The sequence below is a fragment of the Enterobacter cloacae complex sp. S2 genome (genome assembly GCF_015159675.1).
Taxonomy (GTDB): Bacteria; Pseudomonadota; Gammaproteobacteria; order Enterobacterales; family Enterobacteriaceae; genus Enterobacter; species Enterobacter intestinihominis.
Genome location: NZ_JADDTS010000019.1, coordinates 39,532 through 55,751, shown reverse-complemented (window position 1 = coordinate 55,751; position 16,220 = coordinate 39,532). Strand labels below are relative to the sequence as shown.

14 protein-coding genes are annotated in these 16,220 nt (G+C 55.3%); 10 read left to right on the top strand and 4 right to left on the bottom strand.

Annotation, left to right across the window (positions count from 1 at the left end):
- The first annotated feature begins 85 nt into the window (after nt 1-85).
- Complete coding sequence (gene ptsG / locus IPZ49_RS10405; RefSeq protein ID WP_006809245.1) at nt 86-1,519, top strand: PTS glucose transporter subunit IIBC; 1,434 nt, start codon at nt 86-88, stop codon at nt 1,517-1,519.
- 138 nt (nt 1,520-1,657) lie between these two features.
- Here ptsG and fhuE read toward each other — a convergent pair whose 3' ends face one another.
- Nucleotides 1,658-3,847 carry a ferric-rhodotorulic acid/ferric-coprogen receptor FhuE gene (gene fhuE, locus IPZ49_RS10400; protein ID WP_063146104.1) on the bottom strand — a complete coding sequence of 730 codons (2,190 nt, stop codon included), beginning with the start codon at nt 3,845-3,847 and terminating at the stop codon, nt 1,658-1,660.
- 353 nt (nt 3,848-4,200) lie between these two features.
- Here fhuE and hinT point away from each other — a divergent pair, with 353 nt between their 5' ends.
- The 8 genes from hinT (at nt 4,201) to IPZ49_RS10360 (ending at nt 10,285) form a co-directional block, all read left to right on the top strand.
- Complete coding sequence (hinT, locus tag IPZ49_RS10395) at nt 4,201-4,560, top strand: purine nucleoside phosphoramidase (RefSeq protein ID WP_006809243.1); 360 nt, start codon at nt 4,201-4,203, stop codon at nt 4,558-4,560.
- A 1-nt stretch (nt 4,561) separates the two neighbouring features.
- Entirely contained in the window at nt 4,562-4,936 is a 375-nt protein-coding gene (locus IPZ49_RS10390) for a YcfL family protein (protein ID WP_022647747.1), read from the top strand.
- 13 nt (nt 4,937-4,949) lie between these two features.
- Complete coding sequence (gene lpoB / locus IPZ49_RS10385) at nt 4,950-5,594, top strand: penicillin-binding protein activator LpoB (RefSeq protein ID WP_085929697.1); 645 nt, start codon at nt 4,950-4,952, stop codon at nt 5,592-5,594.
- Nucleotides 5,575-6,399, top strand: a complete 825-nt coding sequence (thiK, locus tag IPZ49_RS10380; RefSeq protein WP_063146103.1) for a thiamine kinase — start codon at nt 5,575-5,577, stop codon at nt 6,397-6,399. Before lpoB ends, thiK begins: the two co-directional genes overlap by 20 nt.
- An 11-nt stretch (nt 6,400-6,410) precedes the next feature.
- Nucleotides 6,411-7,436 carry a beta-N-acetylhexosaminidase gene (gene nagZ, locus IPZ49_RS10375; RefSeq protein ID WP_063146102.1) on the top strand — a complete coding sequence of 342 codons (1,026 nt, stop codon included), beginning with the start codon at nt 6,411-6,413 and terminating at the stop codon, nt 7,434-7,436.
- A gap of 31 nt (nt 7,437-7,467) precedes the next feature.
- Nucleotides 7,468-8,010, top strand: coding sequence for an alpha/beta hydrolase YcfP (gene ycfP / locus IPZ49_RS10370; RefSeq protein WP_022647750.1), 543 nt, complete (start codon nt 7,468-7,470; stop codon nt 8,008-8,010).
- Nucleotides 8,011-8,246: 236 nt separating this feature from the next.
- A complete protein-coding gene (locus IPZ49_RS10365; RefSeq protein WP_017693633.1) occupies nt 8,247-9,551 on the top strand; it encodes an NAD(P)/FAD-dependent oxidoreductase in 1,305 nt (434 codons plus the stop codon).
- A gap of 194 nt (nt 9,552-9,745) precedes the next feature.
- On the top strand, nt 9,746-10,285 hold the full coding sequence (locus IPZ49_RS10360; RefSeq protein ID WP_017384715.1) for a glycine zipper 2TM domain-containing protein: 540 nt from the start codon (nt 9,746-9,748) through the stop codon (nt 10,283-10,285).
- Between the two features lie 59 nt (nt 10,286-10,344).
- Here the strand turns inward: IPZ49_RS10360 and comR are convergent, their stop codons facing one another.
- Nucleotides 10,345-10,980 (bottom strand): TetR family copper-responsive transcriptional repressor ComR, encoded by a 636-nt coding sequence (gene comR / locus IPZ49_RS10355; RefSeq protein ID WP_022647753.1) that lies wholly within the window; start codon nt 10,978-10,980, stop codon nt 10,345-10,347.
- 245 nt (nt 10,981-11,225) lie between these two features.
- On the opposite strand from comR, the gene bhsA reads away from it, so the two are divergent.
- Entirely contained in the window at nt 11,226-11,483 is a 258-nt protein-coding gene (gene bhsA, locus IPZ49_RS10350; protein ID WP_006809234.1) for a multiple stress resistance protein BhsA, read from the top strand.
- A gap of 76 nt (nt 11,484-11,559) precedes the next feature.
- Here bhsA and IPZ49_RS10345 read toward each other — a convergent pair whose 3' ends face one another.
- Nucleotides 11,560-12,525 (bottom strand): L,D-transpeptidase family protein, encoded by a 966-nt coding sequence (locus tag IPZ49_RS10345; RefSeq protein ID WP_063146101.1) that lies wholly within the window; start codon nt 12,523-12,525, stop codon nt 11,560-11,562.
- A gap of 144 nt (nt 12,526-12,669) precedes the next feature.
- The gene (gene mfd / locus IPZ49_RS10340; protein ID WP_023305875.1) at nt 12,670-16,116 is read right to left on the bottom strand and encodes a transcription-repair coupling factor; all 3,447 of its coding nucleotides are present in this window, start codon (nt 16,114-16,116) and stop codon (nt 12,670-12,672) included.
- Nucleotides 16,117-16,220 lie beyond the last annotated feature (104 nt).

Genomic DNA, 16,220 nt, shown 5'->3' with positions numbered 1-16,220 from the left:
TGTCCTGTCCACGGCGCGGTACTCCCCCCGGGCCAATGCGTGAAAACGTAAAAAAAAGCACAAATACTCAGGAGCACTCTCAATTATGTTTAAGAATGCATTTGCTAACCTGCAAAAGGTCGGTAAATCGCTGATGCTGCCAGTATCCGTACTGCCTATCGCAGGTATCCTGCTGGGTGTCGGTTCTGCAAACTTCAGCTGGCTGCCAGCCGTAGTTTCCCACGTGATGGCCGAAGCAGGCGGTTCTGTTTTTGCTAACATGCCGCTGATCTTCGCTATCGGTGTTGCTCTGGGCTTCACCAATAACGACGGTGTTTCCGCTCTGGCGTCCGTTGTTGCTTACGGCATCATGGTGAAAACCATGGCTGTGGTTGCGCCGCTGGTACTGCATTTGCCTGCTGAAGAGATTGCCGCTAAGCACCTGGCGGACACCGGTGTTCTCGGTGGTATCATCTCCGGTGCGATTGCAGCGTATATGTTTAACCGCTTCTATCGCATCAAGCTGCCTGAGTATCTGGGCTTCTTCGCGGGTAAACGTTTTGTGCCGATCATTTCTGGTCTGGCCGCGATTTTCACCGGTGTCGTCCTGTCCTTCATCTGGCCACCAATCGGTACGGCAATCCAGACCTTCTCTCAGTGGGCAGCTTACCAGAACCCGGTTGTGGCGTTCGGTATCTACGGCTTCATTGAGCGCTGCCTGGTACCATTTGGTCTGCACCACATCTGGAACGTTCCATTCCAGATGCAGATTGGTGAATACACCAACGCAGCAGGTCAGGTGTTCCACGGCGACATCCCACGCTACATGGCGGGCGACCCAACGGCAGGTAAACTGTCTGGTGGCTTCCTGTTCAAAATGTACGGTCTGCCGGCCGCTGCAATTGCTATCTGGCACTCTGCTAAACCAGAGAACCGTGCAAAAGTGGGCGGTATCATGATCTCCGCAGCGCTGACCTCGTTCCTGACCGGTATCACCGAGCCGATCGAGTTCTCCTTCATGTTCGTTGCGCCGATCCTGTACATCATCCACGCGGTACTGGCAGGTCTGGCATTCCCAATCTGTATCCTGCTGGGTATGCGTGACGGTACGTCCTTCTCTCACGGCCTGATCGACTTCATCGTTCTGTCCGGTAACAGCAGCAAGCTGTGGCTGTTCCCTATCGTGGGTGCGGGCTACGCAGTGGTGTACTACACCGTCTTCCGCGTGCTGATCAAAGCACTGGACCTGAAAACGCCGGGTCGTGAAGATGCAACGGAAGACAGCAAAGCCGGTGTGACCAGCGAAATGGCACCTGCTCTGGTTGCTGCTTTCGGCGGTAAAGAGAACATCACTAACCTGGACGCGTGTATCACTCGTCTGCGTGTGAGCGTTGCCGACGTTGCGAAAGTCGACCAGCCGGGTCTGAAAAAACTGGGCGCAGCAGGCGTCGTTGTTGCAGGTTCTGGTGTTCAGGCAATCTTCGGAACGAAATCCGATAACCTGAAAACCGAAATGGATGAGTACATCCGCAACAACTAAGCTGTGATCTGGGGAGACTAAGGCAGCCGAATGGCTGCCTTTTTTATTACTCGGTTTGGGGGGCCGGGTGGCGGCTGCGCCTAACCCGGCCTACGTGATGAGTAGGCCCGGTAAGCGCAGCGCCACCGGGCTTAATACTCAGAAATCGTAGCTCGCGCTCACCGAAACGTTCAGTGGCGCGCCATACACTACATACGATCCGACGTAGTCGTAATACTCTTTGTCGAACAGGTTGTTGACGTTAGCCTGAACAGCAAAGTCTTTGGTGACCTGATAGCGACTGAACAGGTTCACCAGCCCATAACTGCCTTGCTCCGCGCGGGAACGTCCTGCCGGACCGCCTTCCACGTCCGTCCACACTTTGTTCTGCCAGTTTACGCCACCGCCCACGGTCAGTACCGGCAGCATTGGCAGTTGATAACGGGTGAACAGCTTCATGGTTGTGCGCGGCTGATCGGAGCTGACGGCGTTGCCATTCTTATCTTCTGCAATGTAACGCGTCGCGCCAAAGGTCAGCTGCCAGTTATCGGTCAGTGCACCATTGAGCTCAAACTCGACCCCTTTACTGACCACCCCGTCCAGCGATTCATAAATCGACTCACCGCTCGGCATGTAGGTATACGTGTTGCTGGCCACGTTATCCTGCTCAATGCGGAAAATCGCCAACGAGGTGGTGAGGCGGGTATTAAACCAGTCTGCCTTCACCCCGGCTTCGTAGCTTTTACCCGTGGTAGGGTCGAGATAACGTCCACTGGCATTGCGCTTATCCTGCGGCTGGAAGATAGAGGTATAGCTGACGTAGGTCGACCAGTCCTCATTGATGTCATACACCAGGCCAGCATACGGCGTGACATCATCTTTGGTGCTTTCCAGACGTGTATTCGGCGAACCAGCGGGGTTATAGCGAATGTTGTATTGGGTGTAACGCGCCCCCAGGATCAGGTGCAACGGATCGGCGAGTGAGAAACGCGCAGAGGAATAGGCTGAAGACTGGCGAATATCATCCTTGCTGTAGAGTTTCCACGGCGTCCACTGCGGATCGGCAATGTTCCCGTTCCAGTTCTTAAAGTTGCCGACATCAACCATGCCGTATACTGCATCCGGCATGGTGTTGTCGTAATGGTTACGCTGACGGCTAAAGCTGCCGCCGAACATCATCTCGTGCTGACGGCCAAAGAGATCGAAGCCGCCGCGCAGGAAGGCATCGACCGCATCCTGTTTACGTTCCCCGCGGTTCCAGCCGCCGTAACCCACCAGGCCCGCGCCGGTCTCTTTATCCGGATAACCGGACATATACATCAGCTTAGAGTCAAAGTTGGTTTCAGCATGCATGCCGTTGATGTGCGCTTCCCAGCCATTATCGAAACGCTGGGTCAGGTTAGCGAAGATGCGGGTGCTGTCTTTATCTGAATAGGCCCAGTCAGGCGCGACGGTCTGGCTGCGATTGTAGTTGGTCTTACTTCCGTCGCTGTACCAGGTCGGCAGCCCGCCCCAGGTTGGGTCGGCGGTATGGCTTTCCTGATACTCATACCCTACAGAGAGGGTCGTGCTGTCGGTAACATCTGCATCCATCACGCCGTAGAGGAATTTCTTCCGGTAGTGGTAGTTATCCACGAAGCTGTCGTTGTCCTGATAACCCGTGATCAGACGACCCCGTACCTTACCTGATTCCACTAGCGGCGCCTGGAGATCCAGCACGTAACGCTGCTTGTCCCAGCTGCCGTAGCTGGCGGAAACGTTGCCTTTAAATTCCTGGCTGTCCGCATGCTTGCGCACCATATTAACGTACGCCGCCGGGTTGCCCGTCCCGGACATCAGGCCTGTGGCGCCGCGGACCACTTCAATGCGGTCATAAATTGCGGTATCGGCGGCGGTATCACCAAAGTTCCACACTTCACTGATGGACGTTGGAAGGTCGTCATAGGCGTAGTTGCTGACGAAAAATCCGCGTGAGTAAAATACGGTACGGTCGCTGTCCTGCACTTGCGCCGTAATGCCCGTGGTGTTCGTCAGCACCTGGCCGATGGATTGCAGATTCTGGTCAGCCATACGTTGCTGGCTGATAACGCTGACGGACTGTGGGATGTCGCGGGGAACCAGCAACAGTTTGGTGCCGGTGGTGGTGGTTTTTACGCTGTAATCCTGATCCTGGCTGGCAGAAAGATCCTGTGTGTTATCAAAACCCCCATCAACGACGACGGTATCTTCGGCTGTTGAAGCAGCGAAAGCGGTGGTTGGCGTCAATGCCATAGCAATGCAGGCGGCCAGCAACGAAGGTGTTGCGGCAGGCTGACGTTGCCCATCCCTGGTGTGATTAATGAAAGACATCATCAAACCCTTAGTGAATGGTGAAGGTAGTGCGCGACAGTCCCGCTAGTACGGGCTGACGTCGTTTTCTATGTTAAAAATGCGCATGAAAATGCAAATGCGAAATATACGCATTGTGATTAACGCTGTAAACAGATGTTTCGGGATGAACTGAAATCAGGTTTCAGAAAAGAAATGTCCTAAAGCGATGCCTCTTCACCCAGATGGGCGATAATCAGGAAAGAAATCACGGGAGAAGGTTGAAAGGACAGGAGAAACTCGCTCATACTCTTGTGTTGTGTCACACAGTAAAACAGACAATGTGTGTTAACAACGGACGCACGACGCCAGATTAAACTTAAAAGGAAAAGGTCATGGCTGAAGAAACGATTTTCAGTAAAATTATCCGCCGCGAAATTCCGTCGGATATTGTCTATCAGGATGAACTGGTCACGGCTTTCCGCGACATTTCTCCCCAGGCGCCGACGCACATCCTTATTATTCCCAATATTCTGATTCCGACCGTCAATGACGTTAAAACCGAGCATGAAGTTGCGCTGGGCCGTATGCTTACGGTGGCCGCGAAAATTGCTGAGCAGGAAGGGATTGCTGAAGATGGATACCGTTTGATCATGAACTGTAATCGCCATGGCGGCCAGGAAGTCTATCATATTCATATGCATCTTCTGGGTGGACGTCCACTGGGACCGATGCTGGCACATAAAGGTCTTTAATATGTTAACTGGGCGTATTGCAGCGCTGATCGTGACGCTGGTTATGGTTGGGTGCAGCGCGCGTCCCGCCATCCCGGTCAGTGAAGAACAGACGCTGGTGATGGAGTCCTCAGTGCTTGCTGCGGGCATCACGGCGGAAAATCCTTCGTTGACCATAAGCGAAATCCAGTCTTCTGCCTCCTCTACGCTCTATAACGAAAGGCAAGAGCCAGTGACGGTGCATTATCGCTTCTACTGGTATGACGTGAGAGGTCTTGAGATGCACCCGCTTGAGGCGCCGCGTAGCGTGACGGTCCCGGCAAGATCGTCGGTCACGCTCTACGGCAGCGCCAGCTATCTGGGTGCACATAAGGTGAGACTTTATCTTTATTTGTAAGGAGTGAACCTTGATTAAAACAATGAGCCGTTATGCGCTCCTGAGTGCGTTCGCACTCTTTCTGGCAGGCTGTGTGACGCGAACGGAAGAACCTGCACCGGTGGATCAGGCGAAGCCGGGAACGGAACAGCCAACAACACCGGCGCAACCTGTTCCAACCGTGCCGTCTGTACCGACTATTCCGGCGCAGCCTGGCCCGATCGAACATCCGGACGATACCGCGCAGCCTGCGCCGCGAGTGCGGCACTATGACTGGAACGGCGCGATGCAGCCGATGGTGGGCAAAATGTTGCAGGCACAGGGCGTTACGCCTGGCAGTGTGCTGCTGGTGGACAGCGTGAACAACCGTACAAACGGTTCCTTGAATGCGGGAGAAGCGACGGAAACTCTGCGCAACGCGCTGGCAAACAACGGTAAATTTACGCTGGTCTCAGCCCAGCAGCTCGCGGTCGCCAAGCAACAGCTTGGTCTGTCGCCTCAGGACAGCCTGGGTTCGCGCAGTAAAGCGATTGGTATCGCCCGCAACGTTGGCGCGCAGTATGTCCTTTATTCTAACGCGACAGGCAACGTGAACACGCCGTCGTTGCAGATGCAGTTAATGCTGGTTCAAACCGGCGAAATTATCTGGTCAGGTAAAGGTGCCGTTACGCAACAATAAGCGCACGCGTCATGATGTCCTGACGCGTTATTTCCCCCAGTACCGTGTTATCGCGCCGCAAGCCCCCGTCGGGCTTGGCGGCGCGAGTTGCATTATTGAGCGTGGCGACCATCGGCTGGTTTTACGTCAGCATCACGATGCCGCCGCGCCTGCCGCCCATTTTCGTCGCCAGTTCCGCGCCCTGAAGCGCCTTCCCGCCGACCTTGCCCCGAAACCTCATCTCTTTATCAGGGACTGGATGACGGTGGCGTTTATTGCGGGTGAGATCAAAAGCGAGCTTCCCGATACGCCCACGCTGGCAGCCATGCTGTATCATCTGCATCGACAGCCGCGTCTGGGCTGGCGGGTGACGTTACTTCCATTACTGGATAGCTATTGGCAGCAGGCTGCGCCTGGACGACGCACGCCCTTCTGGCTGGCGCAGCTTAAGCGGCTGCGTAAAGCGGGAGAGCCGAAGGCGTTACGTCTGGCGCCGCTGCATATGGATGTCCATGCGGGGAATATCGTTCATACCACGGCGGGCGAGAAACTTATCGACTGGGAATATGCCGGGGACGGTGACGTGGCGCTTGAACTCGCTGCGGTCTGGATGCCTGATGAGGCTTCGCGCGTGCAGCTGATAACCGCCTATGCCCGAAACGCCAACATAAATGTACTCACCCTTGCGCGGCAGGTCGCGCGCTGGCGTCCGTGGGTGCTGATGCTGATGGCGGGATGGTTTGAAATGCGCCTTCAGCAGACAGATGACGAACAATTTATTGCGCTGGCAAATGATGCCTGGCGTCAGTTACAAACGAAAGGATAAGAGAGGTTGGTGTGGGTCCAGTAATGTTGGATGTTGAAGGGTTTGAGCTTGATGCGGAAGAGCGCGAAATTCTGGCGCACCCGCTGGTAGGGGGGCTGATTCTTTTCACCCGCAATTATCACGATCCGGCGCAGTTGCGCGAGCTGGTTCGCCAGATCCGCGCGGCGTCACGCAATCGCCTGGTGGTGGCCGTCGACCAGGAAGGTGGACGCGTGCAGCGTTTCCGCGAAGGGTTTACCCGTTTACCCGCCGCACAATCTTTTGCTGCGCTGCTGGGTGCTGAAGAGGGCGGTCAACTGGCGCAGGACGCAGGCTGGCTGATGGCCAGCGAGATGATCGCCATGGATATCGATATCAGCTTCGCCCCGGTGCTGGACGTAGGACACATTAGCGCGGCAATTGGTGAGCGTTCGTATCATGACGATCCACGTATCGCGCTGGCAATGGCGACGCGCTTCATTGACGGTATGCACGATGCGGGCATGAAAACCACCGGCAAGCATTTCCCGGGCCACGGGGCGGTGACGGCGGATTCCCATAAAGAAACCCCGCGCGATCCGCGCCCGGAAGCAGACATTCGCGCTAAAGATATGTCTGTTTTCCGCTCGCTGATTACCGATAACAAGCTGGACGCTATTATGCCTGCGCACGTCATCTACAGTGACGTTGATCCGCGTCCGGCCAGCGGCTCTCCGCACTGGCTTAAAACCGTGCTGCGTCAGGAGTTGGGCTTCAATGGCGTTATTTTCTCTGACGATTTATCCATGGAAGGGGCGGCGATCATGGGAAGCTATGCCGAACGTGGGCAGGCTTCGCTGGATGCAGGTTGCGATATGATCCTCGTCTGCAATAATCGTAAAGGGGCGGTGAGCGTGCTGGATAACCTGTCGCCGATCAATGCTGAACGTGTTACACAATTGTATCATAAAGGTTCATTTAGTCGTCAGGAGCTGATGGACTCGGCGCGCTGGAAATCGGTAAACGCCCGGCTTGAAGCCCTGAACGAGCGCTGGCAGGCACATAAAGCAGCCCTTTAATTCATCCCGGAAGGCGTAGCGTGGTGAGACGATGATCATTTATTTACACGGTTTTGACTCAAACAGTCCTGGTAACCATGAGAAAGTGCTGCAATTGCAGTTTATCGATCCGGATGTCCGGCTGATCAGTTACAGCACGCGTCATCCGAAACATGACATGCAGCATCTGCTTAAAGAAGTGGACAAAATGTTGCAGCTCAATATCGACGATCGCCCGCTGATTTGCGGCGTGGGGTTGGGGGGATACTGGGCAGAGCGCATCGGTTTTTTGTGCGATATCCGTCAGGTCATTTTTAATCCTAACCTGTTTCCAAACGAAAACATGGAAGGCAAGATTGACCGTCCGGAAGAGTACGCCGATATCGCAACAAAATGCGTGAGCAATTTCCGCGAAAAGAACCGCGACCGGTGTCTGGCGATCCTCTCCCGCAACGATGAAGCGCTGGACAGCTCCCGCGCTGCCGAACTTCTGCATCATTACTACGAAATTGTCTGGGACGAAGAGCAGACCCACAAGTTCAAAAATATTTCCCCGCACTTGCAGCGTATTAAGGCCTTTAAAACGCTGGGCTGAACTCCCTGAACCTGACAAAGGCCCGGTACGTGAAAGCGTGCCGGGCCTCTTTTTTGTCAGAGTTGTCTACTTTTAAACCATCAAAACTTGATACATATCAATTTTGGTATGACCAATGCGCCTGACGTGCTATTCTCAATGAATCTGAATGGTTTCAGCGCAGTAACCTGTTGTTAATTAAGGGTTATTTATATAACTTTTAATTAACAATTGGTTAATAATTTGAGGGGGTCACGTTGACTACGCCATTGAAAAAGATAGTGATTGTCGGCGGTGGAGCTGGCGGGCTGGAGCTGGCGACGCAGCTGGGTAAGAAACTGGGTCGCGGTAAGAAAGCCAAAATCACGCTGGTGGATCGTAACCACAGCCATCTGTGGAAGCCGTTACTGCACGAAGTGGCGACCGGGTCGCTGGATGAGGGCGTGGATGCGCTCAGCTATCTGGCGCATGCGCGTAACCACCACTTCCAGTTCCAGCTGGGTTCGGTGGTGGACATCAACCGTGAAAATAAAACCATCACGCTGGCTGAGCTGCGTGATGATAAAGGCGAGCTGCTGGTTCCTGAGCGCAAGCTGGCCTATGACACGCTGGTGATGGCCCTGGGCAGTACGTCCAATGATTTCAACACCCCAGGCGTAAAAGAGCACTGTATCTTCCTGGATAACCCGCATCAGGCGCGTCGTTTCCATCAGGAGATGCTTAACCTGTTCCTGAAGTACACCAACAACATGGGTGCTAACGGCAAGGTTAACATTGCTATCGTGGGCGGCGGCGCAACGGGCGTTGAATTATCGGCGGAGTTGCACAATGCGGTCAAACAGCTGCACAGCTATGGCTACAAAGGGCTGACTAATGAAGCGCTGAATGTGACGCTGGTGGAAGCAGGTGAACGTATTCTGCCTGCGCTGCCGCCGCGTATTTCTGGCGCGGCGCACAACGAGCTGACCAAACTGGGCGTGCGCGTGCTGACCCAGACCATGGTGACCAGCGCGGATGAGGGCGGACTGCATACCAAAGACGGCGAATACATCCAGGCCGACCTGATGGTCTGGGCTGCGGGGATCAAAGCGCCTGATTTCATGAAAGATATCGGTGGGCTGGAGACAAACCGTATTAACCAGCTGGTGACAGAGCCGACGCTGCAAACCACGCGCGATCCGGACATCTTCGCTATCGGCGACTGTGCCTCCTGCGCGCGTCCGGAAGGCGGGTTTGTGCCTCCTCGCGCTCAGGCCGCGCACCAGATGGCAAGCCTCGTGCTGCATAACATCCTGGCGCAGATGAAAGGCAAACCGATGAAAGCCTATGTCTACAAAGACCACGGCTCTCTGGTATCGCTCTCAAACTTTTCCACCGTGGGCAGCCTGATGGGCAACCTGATGCGCGGCTCCATGATGGTGGAAGGGCGCATCGCCCGCTTCGTGTACATTTCTCTGTACCGTATGCACCAGATTGCGCTGCACGGCTACTTCAAAACCGGCCTGATGATGCTGGTCGGCCGCATCAACCGCGTTATCCGCCCACGCCTGAAGCTGCACTAATTTCTCCCTCCCTCCGGGCTCTCCGGAGGGAATTCTTAGCACATCATGCTGTGCATTTCGCTCCTGATGCTTAAGAGTTCTCTTAAACAGACGCTATCCCAGCTCATCCCGCGGTTTTTTGATCCTTTATCTTATTGGCGAAGTGTTTATTGCGCTGCAAAATTGCTACCAATTGCAACAAAGGAGGAAGTCCCGTGAATAAATCAATGTTGGCGGGTATAGGGATTGGCGTCGCAGCTGCGTTAGGTGTGGCTGCCGTTGCCAGTCTGAACGTACTTGATCGTGGCCCGCAGTATGCGCAGGTGGTTTCCGCTACACCGATTAAAGAGACGGTCAAGACGCCTCGTCAGGAGTGCCGTAATGTTTCTGTCACCCATCGTCGTCCGGTTCAGGATGAAAACCGTATCGCTGGCTCCGTGCTGGGCGCGGTTGCTGGTGGGGTGATTGGTCATCAGTTTGGTGGTGGCCGTGGTAAGGATGTCGCGACGGTAGTTGGTGCGCTGGGTGGCGGTTATGCCGGTAACCAGGTGCAGGGCGCGATGCAGGAAAATGATACCTACACCACAACGCAGCAGCGCTGTAAAACCGTGTATGACAAGTCTGAAAAAATGTTGGGCTACGACGTAACCTACAAAATTGGCGATCAGCAGGGCAAAATCCGCATGGATAAAGATCCTGGTACGCAGATCCCTCTCGACAGCAATGGTCAGCTGATACTGAATAACAAAGTGTAAAAAAGATGTTCTCTGAACTTAGCTCCTCATGCGCTCAGGCTGAGGAGCTTTTTTTTGCGTCAGAGTTTAAGAAGTTCAGGCCACAGGCGCAGCGTTGTTTGCGTAATCCCCTGCAGTTTTTCCAGCGTCGCGCCTTCACGGGCGCTGATGGACATCCCCTGTAGAATACAGCTCAGATACTGGGCCAGCTCCTGCGGACGGCAATGCGCCGGAATTTCACCGCGCTGCTGGCGTTGAGCCAGAAACGTGCTGAGCGTCTCCTCCTGCATCGCATGGCGCGATTTGACCGTGTTGGCAATCTCTTTCGACGATGCCGCGAGGGTCGCGGAGGTGTTGATCATAAAACAGCCCGCGGGCGTGTCTTTACTGGTAAAGCAGGTTGCGACTGCGCAGAAATAATCCTGCAATGCCTGCTCAACCGTTTTTTCTTCACAGAATAGCTGGGCTTCGTGTTTTGCCGCGAAGCGCGAGATGTATCTGTCCAGAACGGCCCGGAATAAGCCTTCTTTGTTGGTGAACTCTGCGTACAGGGTAGGGGCTTTCGCGCCCGTTGCTTCCACCAGGTCGGAGAGCGACGTGGCTTCATACCCATGCTGCCAGAAGAGCGTCATGGCCTTATCGAGCGCCGCATCCCTGTCGAACACTTTTGGTCGGCCACGGCTTTTCTTTGCACAACGCGTGACATCGGTTGTCATGTGCCGTTGGTCCTCTGTTGTTTTGTTGAATAGTCATTATAAAAATAAACGTCTGCGACGACCAGCGGTGATTTCTTAAAAATAATTTAATTTTATATTTATGAAATATAAGGAAAATGAAATTAATTTAACGACCATTATAAAAATGGGTTGACGTGTGACCTGGATCACATCTATCATTTACCTATCGATCGTTAACTAAATAACTAACGACCACTACATCATCTGCCCAAAGGTATAAAATCATGAAAAACGTTAAAACCCTCATCGCTGCCGCCGTTCTGAGTTCACTCTCTTTCGCAAGCTTCGCTGCTGTTGAAGTGCAATCCACTCCAGCAGACCAGCAGAAAGTCGGTACCATCTCTGCCACTGCCGGGACTAACCTCGGCTCTCTGGAAGATCAGCTGGCACAAAAAGCTGACGAAATGGGTGCGAAATCATTCCGCATCACCTCTGTGACCGGTCCTAACACCCTGCACGGTACCGCAGTTATCTACAAATAAGCGTAACGCAACCCTCCGTTATGCCACTGCAAAAAAAAACGCCCTGCTAATGCAGGGCGTTTGTCGTTATTACCGTTTACATTGACTGCTGAGCAACCTCATGATGCCGCGTGACATCGGTTGGCATCCCGGAGCGCGCTTCCATCGCCCGCTCCATCACTGCGCCATCGGTGTTTGCATTCGTTTTAAAGCTCACCATCGAGGCATTCAGATTAATCGGCAGCGTCTGCGGATCGTCATTAATGTTTTTCGATAGCGGCTGGTGGATCTCAACCAGACGGACGCCACCCGGCTCTTCAGACACTTTAATCGGCGTATTGATGATATTCACTTTCGTGCCAGGGGCGATCACGCGGTAGAGCGTTTTGATGTCGTCATCGCGCAGGCGAATGCAGCCGGAGCTGACGCGCATCCCGATCCCAAAATCCGCATTCGTTCCGTGCAGAAGATAAACCCCACCGTAGGCCGCCAGGCGAATGGCATGGTGCCCCATCGGGTTATCCGGGCCAGCAGGCACCACGGCAGGCAGGTCGATACCTTGAGCTTTATAACGGGCGCGAATGTTTGCCGTCGGGGTCCAGGTTGGATTAGCGCGCTTATCAGAGACGGTGGTGACCATGGTAGGGGTCAGCGTATCGCCCCCCAGTTGACCAATACCGATAGGGTAAACGGTCACTTCGTTCTTGCCCGGCGGGTAGTAATACAGACGCAGTTCGGCGAGGTTAATTACAATGCCCTGACGCGGCGCGTCCGGCAGGATGGTTTGCAGCGGAATCGTCAGTACGCTGCCCGCCCGGGGCACATAGGGATCTAGGCCCGGGTTGGCCTGCAACAGCGCCAGGAACCCGACGTTATATTTTTTAGCAATCGCTTCCAGCGAACCGCCATCGTTTTCAACCACGTGAAAGCGGTTTTCACCTACGACGTTGCTGCCGGCGGGCGGAAGAGGCCAGGTATTGGCGCGAGCAGGGAGCGCGACGGCAACCGTCGCGGCCAGCGCAACCAGAGTTAACCAGCGGGTAAAACGCGAAGAAATCATCATTATCATAATCCATACAAATGATAAGGTTATTGTTTTATAAGGCGTTAATGATAATTATGGCGAATGTATGGTCGGGAAGATCGGGCGAAGTGCAAAGAGTTTGTAAATTGTCCCCCACCAGCCGGGCGCTGGCGGGGGAAACCGTTATGCGATGGCGTTCTCTTCCAACTGACGCATAAAGTTACGCACCCAGTCCATGCGGATTTTACGTTCCGTCAGATCCTGAGTAAATTTCAGACGCGTCGGGCCATCAAGACGGAAATGCTGCGGCTGTTTTTGCAGAAGGCCAATCAGCCACATCGGATCGACGTGGTTCTTCTCGGCAAACTCAATTACGCCGCCTTTCTCGTTGCCTTCAAGCTTACGAATGCCCAGCTTTTGCGCCTGCTGACGCAGGCGGGCAATATCCAGCAGGTTGCGCGCCGCATCGGGCAATATCCCAAAACGGTCAATCAGTTCGACTTTAATCTCTTCCAGCTCGCCTTCACGTTTCGCGCTGGCAATGCGTTTGTAGAACGACAGACGGGTATTCACGTCAGGAATAAAATCATCCGGCAACAGGGAAGGCATGCGCAGTTCCACTTCGGTCTGCTGGCTGGTGAGATCTTCCAGAGACGGTTCACGTCCGGCTTTAAGCGCGTCGACGGCATTTTCCAGCAGCTCCATATACAGAGAGAAACCGATGGTTTCCATGGAGCCGCTCTGGTCTTCACCCAACAACTCACCGGCGCCGCGGATCTCCAGGTCGTGCGTCGCCAGCGCAAAACCAGCACCCAGATCTTCCAGCGAGGCGATAGCTTCCAGACGCTTTTGCGCGTCGGTGGTCATCGCCTTCGGATGCGGCGTCAGCAGCCACGCGTAGGCCTGATGGTGCGAACGCCCGACGCGCCCGCGCAGCTGATGCAGTTGGGCCAGGCCGAAGTGATCCGCGCGTTCGATGATGATGGTGTTCGCCGTCGGAATGTCGATCCCGGTCTCAATGATGGTGGTACATACCAGCACGTTGAAACGCTGATGGTGGAAGTCGTTCATCACCCGCTCCAGCTCGCGCTCGCGCATCTGGCCGTGACCAATGGCGATGCGCGCTTCCGGCACCAGCTCTGCCAGCCTGTCGGCGGCTTTCTGAATGTTTTCAACGTCGTTATACAGGTAATATACCTGGCCGCCGCGCAGCACTTCACGCAGGATCGCCTCGCGAACCACCAGATTGTCGTACTCGCGAACAAAGGTTTTCACCGCCAGACGGCGCGCCGGCGGGGTGGCAATAATCGACAGATCGCGCATGCCGCTCATCGCCATATTCAGGGTGCGCGGGATCGGCGTGGCGGTCAGGGTCAGAATGTCGACGTCGGCGCGCATCGCTTTGATGCGCTCTTTGTGGCGCACCCCAAAGCGGTGCTCTTCATCGACGATCAGCAGCCCCAGATCTTTCCACTTCACGTCGCTTTGCAGCAGCTTGTGGGTGCCGATCAGAATGTCAATTTTGCCTTCGCTTGCCTGTTCCAGGATTTGCGTCTGCTCTTTGGCGCTGCGGAAACGCGACAGCATCTCAATGCGTACCGGCCAGTTGGCGAAGCGGTCGCGGAAGTTGTCGAAGTGCTGCTGGGCGAGGAGGGTAGTCGGCACCAGCACCGCCACCTGCTTGTTGTTTTCCACCGCCAGGAAAGCGGCACGCATTGCTACCTCGGTTTTACCGAAGCCCACGTCGCCGCAGACTAAGCGATCCATCGCCAGCGGCTGGCACATGTCGCTCAGCACGGCATTTATGGCCTGAGCCTGATCCGGCGTAGTTTCAAACGGGAAGCTGTCGCAGAACAGCTGGTACTGCTCTTTATCATGCTTAAACGCATAACCCTCTTTGGCCGCACGCTGGGCGTAAATGTCCAGCAGCTCGGCGGCCACGTCGCGCACTTTTTCCGCCGCCTTCTGCCGCGCGCGTGACCAGGCGTCGCCGCCCAGCTTATGCAGCGGCGCGTTATCTTCCGCGCCACCGGCGTAGCGGCTGATAAGGTGCAGGGACGACACTGGCACGTACAGTTTGGCGTCGTTCGCGTAGGTCAGCATCAGGTATTCACCTTTGATGCCGCCTGCTTCGAGGGTGGTCATTCCCTGATAGCGACCCACACCGTGTTCCAGGTGAACGATCGGCTGACCGGGGTGCAGTTCGGCCAGGTTGCGGATCAGGGTGTCCGGGTTGATGGTGCGACGGCTGTCCTGACGACGGCGCGCCACGCGCTCGCCCAGCAGGTCGCTTTCACAAATCAAGGCCAGGTTATTGAGCGTATCAATAAATCCGTGTTCGGCGGAGCCGATCATCAGGTAACGACCATTTCCGGTCGCTTCGCTCAGGCGATGAATGCGCTTCGGCGCAACTTTGATCCGTCCTAGTAGTTCGCCCAGCGCTTCACGACGACCCTCACTCTCAACGGAGAACACCACTGGCCCGGTGAAGGAATCAAGAAACTTGCGCAGGTTATCGAGCGGGGATTTCTGCTGCGCCTGGACGGCCAGATCGGGCAGCGTCCGGAACGCGAGATTGGTGTTCGCCGCCTTATCGGCAAGCGAATCGGTTTTGAGCTGCATACGCGGCCAGCGTTTTAGCTCGGCGTTGAGCTCGTCGGTACGCAGCCACAGCATTTCCGGCGGCAGCAGCGGACGCATCGGGTCAACGCCCCGGTTTTCAAAGCGGGCGCGCGTTTCGCTTTCAAAGCGGCTGGCGCTGGCGTCGATATCCCCGGTGTTAACAATCAGCGTATTGGCCGGGAAGTAGCTGAACAGCGCCGGCAGCGGTTCGTTAAAGAACAGGGGCTGCCAGTACTCGATCCCGGCCGGAAGGGTGCCTTTGCTGACCTGCTGGTAGATATGTTCGGCATCACGTTTCACGTCGAACCTGTCGCGCCACTGGCTGCGGAACAGTTCGATGGCGGTTTTATCCGTCGGGAACTCATGGGCGGGCAGCAGATTAATGGAGTCCACTTCCTCCAGCGTGCGCTGGGTGTCGGCGTCGAACACGCGCAGGCTGTCGATCTCATCATCGAAGAAATCCAGACGATACGGCTGGTCGCTGCCCATTGGATAGAGATCCAGCAGCGCACCGCGCGTCGCGTATTCGCCGTGCTCCATCACCTGATCGACATGACGGTAACCGGCTCCATCAAGCTGCACGCGCAGTGCATCGCGCGACAGGCGCTGGCCTTTTTTCATCACCAGCGCATGGCCGTGCAAATAGCTGTGCGGACAGACGCGCTGCATCAGGGTATTCACCGGCACAATCAGCACGCCGCGCTGCATGGTGGGGAGCTGATACAGCGTCGACAGGCGTGAGGAGATGATCTCCTGGTGCGGAGAGAAACTGTCGTAGGGAAGCGTTTCCCAGTCGGCCAGGCTGAATACCAGACTGTCGGTGAACTGACGAATTTCGTCGTGCAGGCGCAGGGCGTTTTGCATGTCCGGGGCAACCAGCACCACCGGCCCCGGATGGCGCTCGGCAATTTCCGCCACCAGCGTGGCGCAGGCCGCGCCTGTCAGTTCGCCCAGCTGGCGTTGGTCACCTGCTTTAACAGGCAAGGAAAAACGATAGTGTTCAGGCATGGCTATGTCAGGGTCTCTTGGGGATATACCAACAGTATTGGGGCATATCACTGATACGCAATGTCTTTATTATCCTCGATCGTTTTGCATAAGCAAATCGTAAC

Bases quoted from the DNA above. Each gene is read 5' to 3' on its own strand.
- IPZ49_RS10345 (WP_063146101.1), bottom strand. From the start codon at position 12,525: ATGATGATTTCTTCGCGTTTTACCCGCTGGTTAACTCTGGTTGCGCTG.
- mfd (WP_023305875.1), bottom strand. From the start codon at position 16,116: ATGCCTGAACACTATCGTTTTTCCTTGCCTGTTAAAGCAGGTGACCAA.
- ycfP (WP_022647750.1), top strand. From the start codon at position 7,468: ATGATCATTTATTTACACGGTTTTGACTCAAACAGTCCTGGTAACCAT.
- comR (WP_022647753.1), bottom strand. From the start codon at position 10,980: ATGACAACCGATGTCACGCGTTGTGCAAAGAAAAGCCGTGGCCGACCA.
- fhuE (WP_063146104.1), bottom strand. From the start codon at position 3,847: ATGTCTTTCATTAATCACACCAGGGATGGGCAACGTCAGCCTGCCGCA.
- bhsA (WP_006809234.1), top strand. From the start codon at position 11,226: ATGAAAAACGTTAAAACCCTCATCGCTGCCGCCGTTCTGAGTTCACTC.
- IPZ49_RS10390 (WP_022647747.1), top strand. From the start codon at position 4,562: ATGTTAACTGGGCGTATTGCAGCGCTGATCGTGACGCTGGTTATGGTT.
- ptsG (WP_006809245.1), top strand. From the start codon at position 86: ATGTTTAAGAATGCATTTGCTAACCTGCAAAAGGTCGGTAAATCGCTG.
- hinT (WP_006809243.1), top strand. From the start codon at position 4,201: ATGGCTGAAGAAACGATTTTCAGTAAAATTATCCGCCGCGAAATTCCG.